Origin of the sequence: Rhizobium sp. SEMIA 4085 (assembly GCF_013004495.1) — a bacterium.
Taxonomy (GTDB): Bacteria; Pseudomonadota; Alphaproteobacteria; order Rhizobiales; family Rhizobiaceae; genus Rhizobium; species Rhizobium gallicum.
This window is the reverse complement of sequence record NZ_JABEPH010000003.1, coordinates 1-12,935: the sequence shown is the minus strand read 5'-3', so window position 1 is coordinate 12,935 and position 12,935 is coordinate 1. Positions and strand designations below refer to the sequence as shown.

The 12,935-nt window shown below is 60.2% G+C and carries 13 protein-coding genes; 7 read left to right on the top strand and 6 right to left on the bottom strand.

Features of this window, described 5'->3' with window-relative positions; all coding sequences use genetic code 11:
* Nucleotides 1-3: 3 nt before the first annotated feature.
* The 3 genes from C9413_RS00780 to C9413_RS00770 all read right to left on the bottom strand — a co-directional run bounded on the left by C9413_RS00780 (nt 4) and on the right by C9413_RS00770 (nt 2,635).
* Nucleotides 4-960, bottom strand: coding sequence for a 2-hydroxyacid dehydrogenase (locus C9413_RS00780; protein ID WP_170250112.1), 957 nt, complete (start codon nt 958-960; stop codon nt 4-6).
* A gap of 16 nt (nt 961-976) precedes the next feature.
* The gene (locus C9413_RS00775) at nt 977-1,999 is read right to left on the bottom strand and encodes a LacI family DNA-binding transcriptional regulator (protein WP_022715909.1); all 1,023 of its coding nucleotides are present in this window, start codon (nt 1,997-1,999) and stop codon (nt 977-979) included.
* Between the two features lie 123 nt (nt 2,000-2,122).
* Nucleotides 2,123-2,635 (bottom strand): MarR family winged helix-turn-helix transcriptional regulator, encoded by a 513-nt coding sequence (locus C9413_RS00770; RefSeq protein ID WP_039847000.1) that lies wholly within the window; start codon nt 2,633-2,635, stop codon nt 2,123-2,125.
* 87 nt (nt 2,636-2,722) lie between these two features.
* On the opposite strand from C9413_RS00770, the gene C9413_RS00765 reads away from it, so the two are divergent.
* From C9413_RS00765 to C9413_RS00755, 3 genes are all read left to right on the top strand, one after another.
* Nucleotides 2,723-3,514 carry a creatininase family protein gene (locus C9413_RS00765; protein ID WP_039846134.1) on the top strand — a complete coding sequence of 264 codons (792 nt, stop codon included), beginning with the start codon at nt 2,723-2,725 and terminating at the stop codon, nt 3,512-3,514.
* A 123-nt stretch (nt 3,515-3,637) separates the two neighbouring features.
* A complete protein-coding gene (locus tag C9413_RS00760; RefSeq protein ID WP_039847001.1) occupies nt 3,638-4,735 on the top strand; it encodes a GTP-binding protein in 1,098 nt (365 codons plus the stop codon).
* The gene (locus C9413_RS00755; protein ID WP_039847002.1) at nt 4,735-5,724 is read left to right on the top strand and encodes a WD40 repeat domain-containing protein; all 990 of its coding nucleotides are present in this window, start codon (nt 4,735-4,737) and stop codon (nt 5,722-5,724) included. The genes C9413_RS00760 and C9413_RS00755 overlap by 1 nt, the downstream gene beginning before the upstream one ends.
* 53 nt (nt 5,725-5,777) lie before the next feature.
* Here the strand turns inward: C9413_RS00755 and C9413_RS00750 are convergent, their stop codons facing one another.
* Nucleotides 5,778-6,788 carry a serine hydrolase gene (locus C9413_RS00750; RefSeq protein ID WP_039847003.1) on the bottom strand — a complete coding sequence of 337 codons (1,011 nt, stop codon included), beginning with the start codon at nt 6,786-6,788 and terminating at the stop codon, nt 5,778-5,780.
* Between the two features lie 151 nt (nt 6,789-6,939).
* On the opposite strand from C9413_RS00750, the gene C9413_RS00745 reads away from it, so the two are divergent.
* The gene (locus C9413_RS00745; RefSeq protein WP_039846135.1) at nt 6,940-7,896 is read left to right on the top strand and encodes an NAD-dependent epimerase/dehydratase family protein; all 957 of its coding nucleotides are present in this window, start codon (nt 6,940-6,942) and stop codon (nt 7,894-7,896) included.
* Nucleotides 7,897-7,936: 40 nt separating this feature from the next.
* On the opposite strand, the gene C9413_RS00740 is transcribed toward C9413_RS00745, so the two are convergent.
* Together C9413_RS00740 and odc2 are read right to left on the bottom strand one after the other, a co-directional pair.
* Nucleotides 7,937-8,527 (bottom strand): N-acetyltransferase, encoded by a 591-nt coding sequence (locus C9413_RS00740; protein ID WP_039846136.1) that lies wholly within the window; start codon nt 8,525-8,527, stop codon nt 7,937-7,939.
* 88 nt (nt 8,528-8,615) lie between these two features.
* Entirely contained in the window at nt 8,616-9,749 is a 1,134-nt protein-coding gene (gene odc2 / locus C9413_RS00735) for an ornithine/lysine decarboxylase (RefSeq protein ID WP_028739747.1), read from the bottom strand.
* Nucleotides 9,750-10,273: 524 nt separating this feature from the next.
* Here odc2 and C9413_RS00730 point away from each other — a divergent pair.
* The 3 genes from C9413_RS00730 to C9413_RS00720 form a co-directional block, all read left to right on the top strand.
* Nucleotides 10,274-11,167 (top strand): LysR family transcriptional regulator, encoded by an 894-nt coding sequence (locus tag C9413_RS00730; protein ID WP_022715917.1) that lies wholly within the window; start codon nt 10,274-10,276, stop codon nt 11,165-11,167.
* A 102-nt stretch (nt 11,168-11,269) separates the two neighbouring features.
* Nucleotides 11,270-11,911, top strand: a complete 642-nt coding sequence (locus C9413_RS00725) for a DUF1007 family protein (protein ID WP_039846137.1) — start codon at nt 11,270-11,272, stop codon at nt 11,909-11,911.
* A 53-nt stretch (nt 11,912-11,964) separates the two neighbouring features.
* A partial coding sequence (locus tag C9413_RS00720) for a nickel/cobalt transporter (protein WP_246703673.1) occupies nt 11,965-12,935 on the top strand: 971 nt, incomplete at its 3' end.

Genomic DNA, 12,935 nt, shown 5'->3' with positions numbered 1-12,935 from the left:
CACTTACCTTGCCGAAGGCGTCTCCGGCACCGCGGTTAGCGGCCTGCCCTTCTCAAACCATTCGATCAGATTGGCGGCAACAAGATCGGCCATCGCGTTGCGCGTCGGGATCGAGGCGGAGGCGACGTGCGGCAGCAGCACCGCATTCGGCAAGCTGAAGAGTTCCGCCGGGACCACCGGCTCGCCGTAGAAGACATCAAGGCCCGCAGCGCCGAGTGCGCCGCTCTTCAGCGCCCAAACGAGCGCTGCTTCATCCACCGTCCAGCCTCGGCCGACATTGATCAGAATGCCATCGGGGCCGAGTGCGGAAAGGATCTCCGCATCGATCGTCTTGTGGGTGTGAGGCGTCTTCGGAACGATCGCAATCAACGTATCGACAGCGTCGGCGAGACCTTTCAGCGTCGGGTGATAATCATAGGCGATATCTGGATGGTTCGTGCGTGTGTGATAGCTGATTTTCACCTTGAACGGTTCGAGGCGCTTGGCGATCTCTTGGCCGATGCGCCCGAGGCCGTAGAGACCAACATGCCTTCCTTTTAAGGAAAAGCGCGATAATGGATAGGCCGAACCCGGCGTCCAGTGGCCCTCACGCAGCCAGTTCGCCGCCCGCGGCAGCTCGCGGACGGTGTTGAGCAGCAGGCCGATCGCCGTATCGGCGACCTCGTCGTTCAATACATCCGGTGTGTTGGTGACGACCACTCCTTTTTCCGCAGCATGCCTGACGTCCACGGCGTCATAGCCGACGCCGAAGCTCGCGATCACCTCAAGGCTCGGCAGCTGATCCATCCAACTGCCGGGAAACGCGCCGCTGACGGCCGCGCCGCGAATGCGGTTTGCGGTTTCAGCGTCGAGTTCCAACGTCTCGCTTTTTTCGACCGCGACAACTTCGAAACGGTCCTTCAAGGTCGCAAGAACACGCTCGTGTATCTTCCCTGGAACGAGAATGGCGATGCGGGACATGGCTTTTCCTCTTGTCTTACTGGCGGGGTCTGTAAGGGCTTGTCGACTGGCGGATGCGCATCTCGGGTTTGATCAGGTGGATGCCGTCCGGCTCGTGACTGCCGGCCAAGCGATCGAGAAGCGCCCGGGCGGCAAGACGGCCGACTTCAGCCTGCCCATTCCAGACCGTCGTCAGCGCCGGTGTCGAGAGCGAGGCTTCCTCGAGATCGTCATAGCCGGTAACCGAGATGTCCTTGCCTGGCACAAGACCGGCACGGGCAATGCCGTTCATGAGCCCGATGGCAACGAGATCGTTCCAGCAGACGGCCGCCGACGGCTTTTGCGGCAGCGACAGGAAATGCACAGCCGCCTCGAACCCGCCCTGCATCGAGCGCGGACCGGGAATGCGCAGGTTGGGATCGACTTCGATCTCCGCCTTGCGCAGCGCATTGACATAGCCCTGATAGCGGTCGCGGCCGGTCGAGGTCTGATCCGTTCCCCCGATCATGGCGATTGAGCGGTGGCCGAGCCCGATCAGGTGATTGGTGGCAAGCGAAATGCCGTAGCTGTCGTCACCGCGATAGGTCGGCAGGTCCATCCCCTCCATCGAACGCGCGACAAGGATCGCCGGCATGCCGTTGGCCTCGGCAAGCTGCATGTCCTCCGGCGGTGTGCCAATTGCGGGCGACATGATGACGCCATCGCCGCCGAGCTGCAGCAGCGTCTCGATGAAAGTGCGCTGCTTCTCGACCGAATCGTAGTGGTTGGACAGGATGAAGGTATGACGGCTGCGATCGAGCTCGCTCTCGATCGCTTTTAGGATTTCCCCGTAGAACGGGTTCATGATGTCGTGCACGACGACGCCGACGATGCCCGAGCGAGACGTACGCAGGCTTGCGGCCCGGCGGTTGTAGATATAGCCGAGCGCGCGCGCCTGTTCCTTGATTTTTTCCCGCGTATTGCCCGCAACGAGCGGGCTGTCGCGTAAGGCTAGCGATACCGTTGCCGTTGAAATGCCGAGTGTTTCGGCAATTGTCGAAAGTTTGATCTTTTGAGCCACGCATCCTCCCCAGGCAACGCGCGAGATGGTGGAGCGCATCGCGGAACCGGAAAAAGAGCGCCCCCTTAAAATGTTTAATTAAAAGATTAAATGCGGAGAGGCAAACCGAATTTTACTCGACCGTCAAATTTCGTCGGGTTCTTCGAACGGCACTGCTTCTGCCTGGAGATTGTTGTCGATCGCCTTTAGAAGGCGCACGAGGTTGCGGATTTCTTTCTCCGAAAAATCAAGCGTAGCCGTCCGATCGCAGGCCGACGCCGCCATCTCGATGGCCTTCACGCTGCCGCGCCCGAGTTCGGTGAGGTAGACCTTCGTCAGTCGCGCATCTTCCGCATCCGGCTTGCGCTCCAGGAAGCCCTGGGCTTCCATGCGGCCGATGGTGCGAGTCATCGTCGGCGCCTTGACTCCGAGTTTCTGAGCAAGGCCGCCTGCCGTCATCCCGTCGGTTTCGGCAAGCGAAAGAATGACGCCGTCCTGGCCGGCGTAAAGGCCGCTTTCAAGCAGACTACGGGAGAGGACCGTGCGCATCGACCGCGCAGCCTGCGTCAAAGCCGGCGAAAGATCTGCAAGCGTATATGCGGTCTGGTCCTTTTTCTTGGACTTGTTTTTCTTGCCGTCTTTGTGCTTCTTCCCCATCGCCATCCCTTTGATCTTTAAGCCGTGACAACGCTGCGTTATGACATTGCGCAGGTTCACGTCATAAACAAGGGGCATTGAAACCGGATGACAGCGCCTGCCCGGAACTTCGCAGACAACGATGCCGCACTTTCGGCCGAAGATCGCCGGAACTGGATCGCGGTTCTGCCGCTCGGCGCGCATGAGCAGCACGGCCCGCACCTTCCTTTCGAAACCGATACGCTGATTGCCGAAGGCATCGTCGAAAGGCTAAAGGCCGCCCTCCCGTCAACATTGCCGGTCACTTTCCTGCCCACAGAACCGGTCGGCTACTCGATCGAACACATGGATGTCGTAGGTACGAGGACGCTGACGTACAGCGAAGCGATCAACCGCTGGCTCGCAATTGCTGGAATGCTGCGCGATCTCGGCTGCCGCAAACTGGTGATGTTGAACGCCCACGGCGGAAATTCACCCTTGATGACAATCGTCGCAACCGAAGCGCGGGTGAAGTTCAACATGCTGGCCGTTGCGACCAGCTGGACCCGTTTCGGCGTGCCGGAAGAGGTGATTTCAGCTGAAAGCAAGGCGATCGACATCCACGGCGGCGATATCGAAACCTCGGTCATGCTGGCACTGCATCCCGGTAGTGTCGCCATGTCCAAGGTTGAGAACTTCGCTTCAAGGCAGCTGGAATTTGCCAGGCGCTTCAAGCATCTACGGGCCTACGGGCCGCACGCCTTCGGCTGGAAGATGCTCGATCTGAACGTCAAAGGCGCGGCCGGAAACGCCGCTGCCGCAACGGTCGAGAAAGGCGAAGCGCTGGTCGGCTATGCGGTTAAGGGGCTGATAGAACTTCTGCAGGATGTGGACGCGTTTGACACATCCGAGCTCAAATAGAGCGATCCGAAAACAATGTGATCTTATAACATTATAAAACCTTTGAACTGACGCGTCCAAATCCTTATATGGAACCGTCCGTTTAAAGCCCCCTTGGCGGCAAGCCCATTCTTCGAGGTTCTCATGACCGACGCAATTTCGATTCAGCACAAGCCCATCCCCGTCACCGTGCTCACCGGCTATCTCGGCGCCGGCAAGACGACGCTGCTTAACCGCATCCTGTCCGAAAACCACGGCAAGAAATACGCGGTCATCGTCAACGAATTCGGCGAGATCGGCATCGACAACGACCTGATTGTCGAGTCGGACGAGGAAATCTACGAGATGAACAACGGCTGCGTCTGCTGTACTGTGCGCGGCGACCTGATCCGCGTCGTCGAGGGCCTGATGCGTCGCCCCGGACGCTTCGACGGCATCATCGTCGAGACGACCGGACTTGCCGATCCGGTGCCGGTCGCCCAGACCTTCTTCATGGATGACGACGTGCGAGCCAAGACGGAACTCGACGCCGTCGTCGCCCTTGTCGATGCCAAGCACCTGCCGCTGCGCCTGAAGGACAGTCGCGAGGCCGAAGACCAGATTGCCTTTGCCGACGTCATCCTCATCAACAAGACTGATCTCGTCTCGCCGGAAGAACTGGCGCAGATCGAGGATATCGTCCGGGCCATCAACCCGTCGGCTCGCGTCTACAAGACGAGCCGCTCCGGCGTCGATCTCGCCCGCGTGCTCGATCAGGGCGCTTTCAACCTTGAACGCGCGCTGGAAAACGACCCGCACTTCCTGGAGCAGGATCACGACGATCACGTCTGTGGCCCGGATTGCGATCACGACCACCATCACCATGGTCATGATCATGATCACCACCACCATGATCATGACCATGGCCATCATCACCACGGTGCGGTGTCGCCGATCCACGACGTGACGGTGCAATCGGTGTCGCTCCGCGGCGGCGAGATGAACCCCGAGCGCTTCTTCCCCTGGATCCAGAAAATCACCCAGACGCAGGGTCCGAACATCCTGCGCCTTAAAGGCATCATTGCCTTCAAGGACGATGCCGAGCGTTATGTCGTCCAGGGCGTGCACATGATCGTCGAGGGCGACCACCAGCGTCCCTGGAAGGATGGCGAGAAGCATGAAACGCGGCTCGTCTTCATCGGCCGCGAACTCGACCGCGAAAAGCTCGAAGCCTCCTTCAAGGCATGCGAGGCCGCGGCCTGATGCCAACAGTCGCCCCGCTTGATCTCGACGGCCACATTCTGGCCGTCGAATTTTTAGGTGATGTCCCCTTCTTCGCGAATGCCACCGGCACGCTTCACCGGCTGGATGGCGGCGAGAAGGTTTGCGAAGCCCATCAGGGCATGCTCACCTGCATCCGCGATCCCTATAGCGAAAGCCTGATTTCCGGCGGCGAAGATGGCAAGGTGTTGCGCATTGCGGCCGACGCCGGCGTCAGCGAGATCGCTAACGTGCCGCGCAAATGGATTTCGCAGGTGGCGGCCGGCCCGCAAGGTGCCGTCGCCTATGCCTATGGAAAGAGCGCCTTCGTTCGTCTTTCGAATGGTGACATCAAGGAATTCACCGAGGAGCGGACGGTCGAAGGCCTTGCCTTTGCACCGAAAGGCATGCGCATCGCTGCAGCGCGCTACAACGGAGTATCGCTGCACTGGGTTGGCATGAACGCAAAGCCGGTCGATCTGGAATGGAAGGGCGCGCATACGGGTGTCACATTCTCGCCCGACGGCAATTTCCTCGTGACCGCCATGCAGGAAAACGCCCTGCACGGATGGAAGCTTGACGCCAAGCCGGGGGCTGAGGCGCGTCACATGCGCATGACCGGTTATCCGGCCAAGGTGAAGTCGCTTTCCTGGTCCGCCAAGGGCAAGTGGCTCGCCTCATCTGGCGCGCCAGCAGCGATCGTCTGGCCCTTCCAGGGCAAGGACGGCCCGATGGGCAAGGCGCCGCTGGAGCTCGGCACGCGCGCCAACATCATGGCGACCGCGGTCAAATTCCATCCGGCTGAGGACATCCTTGCAATCGGTTTCATCGACGGCATGATCCTTGCCGTGCGGATTGCAGACAGTAAAGAGGCGCTGATCCGCCGCCCCGGCAAGGGCGCTATCACCGCGATGAGCTGGAGCAAGAACGGCAAGCTGCTGGCCTTCGCCTCGGAAGCAGGCGACTGCGGCGTCGTCGATATCTCTGCCTGACCGCTCAAACTCTTCCGATGGGGATGGCTGAGTGCCTTCGCCATCCCTTCCGGTCAGGATGTCCGGGCATTTTCGACAATCTCGCCCAGCACGCCGTGCAAGGCATCGCGGTAGCCGTTGCGGGCCGATGGTCCGCTTTCCTGCGAGGTCATTACCACGGTCAGATTGAGCGACGGCACGATGTAGAGCATCTGCCCACCGTAGCCCCAGGCGAAATGCACGTCCTCGCCGCCGAGATTGCGCTCAAACCATCCGTAGCCATAGGCATCGCCCGAGAAGCGCGAGTTGGTGCGCGGCTGCCAGGACGCGGCAATCCACTCGGCTGGAACGACTTGTCGCCCCTCCCGCGTCTTGCCGCCGTTGCGATAGAGCTCGCCAAAAGCAAGCAACGAGCGGGCGCTCATGGCCATCTGGTTTCCGCCGAGATAGATGCCCTGTGGGTCGCGCTCCCAGGCGCCGATCCGAAAGCCTTCGACTGGCCTGAGCCATTCCCTTGCCAGGGCAAGGGTTGTCTTGCCGCTCGCCTTCGTCAGGATTGCAGACAGGAGATGTGTCGAGGCGGTCGAGTACAGCATTCGGCCCCCGGGCTCATCGTCGAAGGGTTGCGAGAGTGCAAAACGCACCCAGTTTCGGCTTGCAACCCAGCGTCCGTAGTTCGGTCCCGACATACGGCCCAACCCCGCCTGCATGGACAGCAGGTTTCCGATGGTGACCTCGTTCAGCCGCGGATCGGGTGATTGCGGCAGATCCGCCTTCAGGATCGGGGCAATCTTCTGGTCCGGTCCTTCGAGCACACCCTTGCTGATGGCGATGCCGACAAGGGCGGAGATGATCGCTTTCGAAGCGGACTTGATATTGGTCGATTCTGACGCGGTATGTCCGCGATAGCCGCGCTCGGCAACAATCTTTCCGTCCCGGGAAATGATGATGGTTTTCAGCGATTTCAGTTCCTCGCGGGAAGCGAAGTTGTCGAGCAGCGACGCAAGGCGATCGTTTTCCTGCTGGGCTGAGACCGGCGCAGCGGAAAGGAAAAGGGCAAACCATATGAGGAAGGCTCTGGTCATCGCCATGAGCTAGCGCAATCCCAAGCAGAATTCATCCGTCCGAAGTGCCGATTCACGCGGACGTGAAAGTTTATGATCCGGCTTGTCCTATCGACCGGGCGCCCAACATACTGGCCGGACCAGCTCAACACACGGCAGGAGCGTAGAAACGATGGCACGCGTAATCGTGATCGGAGCAACTGGCCATGTCGGCACATATCTCGTCCCGCGTCTTGTCGAGGCGGGGCATGACGTCGTTGCAATCAGCCGCGGCAAAGCGGACCCCTATCGTCCCCACGCAACATGGCAGAGCGTCGAACGGCAAAAGATGGATCGGGCGCAGATGGAGGAGGAAGGCAGCTTCGGCCCCGCCGTCCGCGCACTGAGGCCCGATATCGTCATCGACATGATCTGCTTCACGTTGGAGAGCGCACGCCACCTGGCGGGAGTACTGGATGGCCATGTCGGTCATTTCCTGCACACCGGCACCATCTGGACGCACGGCCATTCCATTTCGGTTCCAACGCGCGAGGATGCCCCGAAAACGCCTTTTGGAGACTATGGCGAGCAGAAGAAGGCAATCGAGGACTATCTTCTAGGCGAGGCACGACGGAGGGCCTTTCCCGCAACCCTCATCCATCCCGGCCATATCGTTGGACCGGGCTGGCCTCCACTCAACCCCGCCGGACATTTCAACATTTCCGTCTTTTCGACGATTGCGCGCGGCGAGACGCTGAGATTGCCGAATCTCGGTTTGGAGACCGTTCATCATGTTCACGCTGACGATGTCGCAGGTATGTTCATGGCAGCGATCAGCAATTGGCGGGCGTCAACCGGAGAAAGCTTCCACGCGGTTTCCGACCAGGCACTGACGTTGAGAGGATATGCCGAAGCGATGTTTCGCTGGTTCGGTCATGAGCCGAAGCTTGAGTTTTTCCCCTATGACGAATGGTCGAAAATGGAAAGCGCCGAGGACGCAAGGGCGACGTGGGAGCACATCGCCCGGAGCCCGAATTGCTCAATGGAGAAGGCAAGGCGTCTGCTGGGGTTCACGCCGCGCCACAGCTCCCTCCAGGCTGTGCAGGAGTCGGCCCAGTGGCTTGTCGCGCAAGGACGCATAAGGGCTTAATAGAAAAAACCCCTCCCGTTTCAGGGAGAGGCTTGACCCGTCAGGCAGCCTTCCGGAGCGGCGCCTTGGCCAGCATGCGCCCCGATGGAACAATCATGCCGGCTGCGCCGTCAAGCCAGCCTTCCGTCAACTCCAGCGCCAGGAAGCGCGAGCGTTCGAACGGGCCGGGCATGACGAGATGGCAAGCCTTCTCGGCAAAGAAGCCGAAGCGCTCGTAATAGGCGGCATCTCCGACGAGCAGGATCGCGCCATGTCCGCGGTTCTTGGCCTCGAGAATGGCCGCACGCATCACCGCCGAACCGACACCCTTGCCCTCAAAGGTCGGATCGACGGCCAAAGGGCCGAGCAGCAAGGCATTGATCGACGTACCGTCGGCGTTGACGCCAGCTTCGATGTTCCAGAGGCGGACGGTGCCGATGACATGGCCGTCGCGGTCACGCGCGACAAGTGCCAAGCCTTCTGCCGGGATGCGGCCGCGCCGGATCTTCTCCGACGACTTCTTGCGGCGGTTCGGACCCATGGCGCGATCGAGCAGGTTCTCGCGCGGTACGACATCCGACGGATTCTCGGAATCGATGGTGAAGATGGAGGGCGCAAAGAATGCGCGGACAGAATCAAGAACAGCGGCCATCTTGGCCTCCCGAACTCAAAACCGTTTCAGACGGTGTCGAAAGGAAATTGTGAAGGTGCCGCCCCGATTGGCTACGGGGCCGGCTGGATCAGATGACGTAGGCCTTCAGCGGCTCAAAGCCATTAAAAGCAACCGCCGAATAGGTTGTGGTATAGGCACCGGTGCCTTCGATTAGAACCTCGTCACCGATGGTGAGGCTCACCGGCAGCGGGTAGAGGTTCTTTTCGTAGAGCACGTCGGCCGAATCGCAGGTCGGGCCGGCGATGACGCAGGGCTCCATCTTGTCGCCGTCGCGTTCGGTGCGGATCGGGTAGCGGATGGCCTCATCCATCGTTTCGGCGAGACCGCCGAACTTGCCGATGTCGAGGAATACCCAGCGCGCCGTGTCGTTGTCCGACTTCTTCGAGACAAGCACCACTTCAGCCTTGATGACGCCGGCATTGCCGACCATACCGCGGCCCGGCTCGATGATCGTCTTCGGGATCTGGTTGCCGAAGTGATCGCGCAGGCTCTGGTAGATCGAACGGCCATAAGCCTCGGCCGACGGAACGTCACGAAGGTATTTCGTCGGGAAGCCGCCACCCATGTTGACCATCTGCAGATGGATGCCCTGCTTGGCAAGCTGCACGAAAACGCGCTTGGCATCGGCAAGAGCCGAATCCCAAGCATCGACCTTGGTCATCTGCGAACCGACATGGAACGAGACGCCATAGGATTCGAGCCCGAGCTGATGGGCATAGACAAGAACATCGACAGCCATCTGCGGGACGCAGCCAAACTTGCGCGACAGCGGCCATTCGGCGCCTTCGCCATCCGTAAGCACGCGGCAGAACACGCGGGCGCCGGGAGCGGCGCGCGAGATCTTCTCGACTTCCTCGTGGCTGTCGACCGCAAAGAGGCTGACGCCGAGCGCACAGGCGCGGGCGACGTCGCGCTCCTTCTTGATCGTATTGCCGTAGGAGATGCGGGCAGCGGTCGCACCGGCATCCAGGGCCATTTCGATTTCAGCGACAGACGCGCAATCGAAATTGGAGCCGAGGGAAGCCAGCAGCTTCAGCACTTCCGGAGCCGGGTTTGCCTTGACAGCATAGTAGATCGCGCTGTCCGGCATCGCATGACGGAAGGCGTTGAAATTGTCGCGCACGACGTCGAGGTCGACCACGAGGCAGGGACCGTCGGGACGTCGGGTTGCGAGAAAGTCGCGGATGCGCTGGGTGGTCATATCGATTCCCTCTTCCAATTCCAGAGCTCCGGCAAAAACCGGAGGACAAAGGGCATACGAATGCTCGCATTGGAACCAGCCGGTGGAGACCCCGGAACCATAGCAAGCGCTCGATGCGCAAATTTTGAACCAACGCCACGACAGCGGCATAGTTCGGCTTTGTCTGCCATGGATTGGAGGGAAAATCCCAACCGCACTTCCGGCAATGAAGGTGTGCCTCTTCAGTAACCCCGGCTGATGGAAAGCCGGAAGACACCAGAAAGGCCCGCACCGTCGTTGCTTAGGCGTCCTCGCATTTCCCGGTTGGCCGGAATAGCGACTGGAGGGGTTAGTTCCAGGTACCTTACCGATGACCTCACCTAATCGAGGGTCGGCGGACACCCATGGGCACGTGCGACTTTGGGCTGAGGACGAGATAAGAATATTCGCAGTCATAATCAAGAATTTTTTTGCCCCTCGCTAAAAAAATAAATTGAACAGCCGCGCTCAATTTGTTCAATCTTTCGCACCAACGGGAGATGGCCATGGACACACTGACGCGCATACGCGCCTTCATCGATGTCGTTGAAGCGGAAGGTTTTTCCGCCGCAGCGCGGCGCACCGGCCGCTCCAAGGCGCTGCTTTCCAAATATGTGCGCGAGCTGGAAGACGAGTTGGGTGCCCTGCTGCTCAATCGCACCACCCGGCAGTTTTCGATGACCGAGGCTGGGCATACTTATTACCGCACCGCCTCCGACATCCTGAAGGAGATCGACAACCTCGCCGATCTGGTCCGCGAGAACAACGCGCAGCTCAAAGGCCGGCTGAAGATCTCGGTGCCGCGCACCTTTGTCGATGCCGACGTCGGTCAGTCGTTGATCGATTTTGCCAAGGAGAACCCGGACCTGCAGCTGGAAATCGCCGCAGACGACCGGTTCGTCGATCTGATCGAAGAAGGTTTCGACCTGGCGATCCGCGTCACGAAGCTAGAAGATTCGGGAATGATCGCGCGAAAGATCTCGGATTTCCGCGTCCACGTCTGCGCCACGCCGGAGTTTCTCGAGCGCTATCCGAACCTCGAACATCCGACGGACATTTCCAACGTTCCCTTCATCGTGGATACGAACTCGCGCACGCAGGCAAGCGTCCGTTTCTACAATCCGGACAGCACGTCCTTCGCCGTCGCGGTTTCCGGACCGATCGAGGTGAACAGCCCGCATGCGACGTTGCGCGCAGCTCTTTCCGGCATCGGCATTGCGGTCATCCCGGACTTCATCGCTCGCAAGCCGATCGAGGACGGCCGGCTCGTGACGCTATTCAACGACTATATACCGACCGATCGCGGGATTTATGCCGTTTATCCGCATCGGCGCTACTTGCCGGCAAAGGTCCGCATCTTCGTGGATTACCTCCATGCTTGGTTCAAGAAGCAGGCTTGAAGCCGGCCTGATTCACTTTGCCACCTTGAGGCCGGTCCCAATTCCGTCCCATTCTCCGGCAAGAAGACACCAACCGATTTGGGCAGAGCGGTAACCCGACACATGAAAAAATCCACTTACCTGATGGCGGCGCTGATCTTGCTTGCGCCGGCCGCGGCCATGGCACACCCGCATATTTTCGTGGAAGCGCGGCTCGAAGTCGTGGCAGCGCCCGACGGGAGCGTTCAGGAGTTGCGAAACGTCTGGCGTTTCGACGAGGTGTTCTCCTCCTCCGTCGTCATGGATTTCGACAAGAACACCGATCTGAAGCTGGAGCCGAACGAGCTCGCCGAAGTCGGCAAGACTGTCCGCGAGTCGCTCTCGGACTACGACTACTACATGAATCTGACGATCGACGGAAAGAACGTGACCGTGCAGAAGCCGGACATCATTCACGTCGACTACAAGGAAGGCCAGCTTCTAATGTTCTTCGCGGTAAAGCCCTCGGAGAAGATGCCGCTGAAGGGCAAACTCACCTTCGGCGTCTACGACCCCACGCTCTACACCTCGATCGACTTCCCGACGGACAAGGAGCTGGGAACAGTCGGCGACGGCTTCAAGAACTGCAAGAATGATGTGCTGCGGCCGGACGCCGATCAGGTGATTTCTCAAAACAAGCAGTCGCTGACCGATGCCTTCTTCAACGATCCGACCGGCACGGACATGTCCAAGCTCTTTGCCACCCGGCTGGAGGTTTCATGCTGAAACGGAACGCTTTGCTGTTCCTTCCAACGGTCGCATTCGCGCTGCTTGCGCTGATGAATGTGGCGCATGCGCAATCGCCGCTCGGGATTGGAACTGCGGAGCCGAGTTTCCAGCCGACAGGCGGACCGCTGGCGCCGCTGCTTGCCTACATCAATTACGAACAGCAGGCCTTCTACCGCGCGCTGACGGACGCCTTGAAGGCAATGCGTGAAGACCCGTGGCAGCTGGCCTCGCTGATCGGCCTTTCCTTCGCCTATGGCGTCTTCCATGCGGCCGGTCCTGGGCATGGCAAGGCGGTGATCTCCTCCTATATGATCGCCAACGAAATCGAGCTGAAGCGCGGCGTAGTGATCTCCTTCATCTCAGCCTTCATTCAAGGTGCAGTGGCAGTGGCGCTCGTCGGAGGTGCCTGGCTCATCCTGCGTGGCAGCGGCATAACGCTGACGCAGGCGACGAATGCGATGGAGATCACAAGCTTCGTCATGGTCATCGCCTTCGGTGGCTGGCTGCTCTTTCGCAAATTGCGTTCGATGATCAGCGGCCTGCCAAAGCGTGAAGTCGTGGAGACCTCTGCCGGTCCGGTCAGCATGATGCTCGACTGGAAGGACAATGAAAGCCGCAGGCAAGCTTATGCCTTCGGCGAGAAGCAGGCACGCAAGGCGGGACATAACTTCATCACCGGAATGGCCTGCGAAACCTGCGGCCGCTCTCATGCGCCGGACCCGTCGCTGCTGGGCGGCGACAGTTTCAGTGTCCGGGAAGCCTGGTCTGCGATCGTAGCTGTCGGCCTTCGCCCCTGCTCCGGCGCGCTGCTCGTCATGACCTTTTCGCTGCTGAACGGCCTTTATCTCGGCGGTATTCTTTTTGTGCTCGCCATGTCGCTTGGCACGGCCCTCCCCGTCGCCATCCTCGCGGTCCTTTCCCGCCCCCCCACCGCGCCCGCCGCCCCCCCCCGCGGCCATGGCTCCGCGGGGCCCCTCTCGGATGGCACCCCGTGCGCAACTTGTGGCGCACTCCCGGCGAT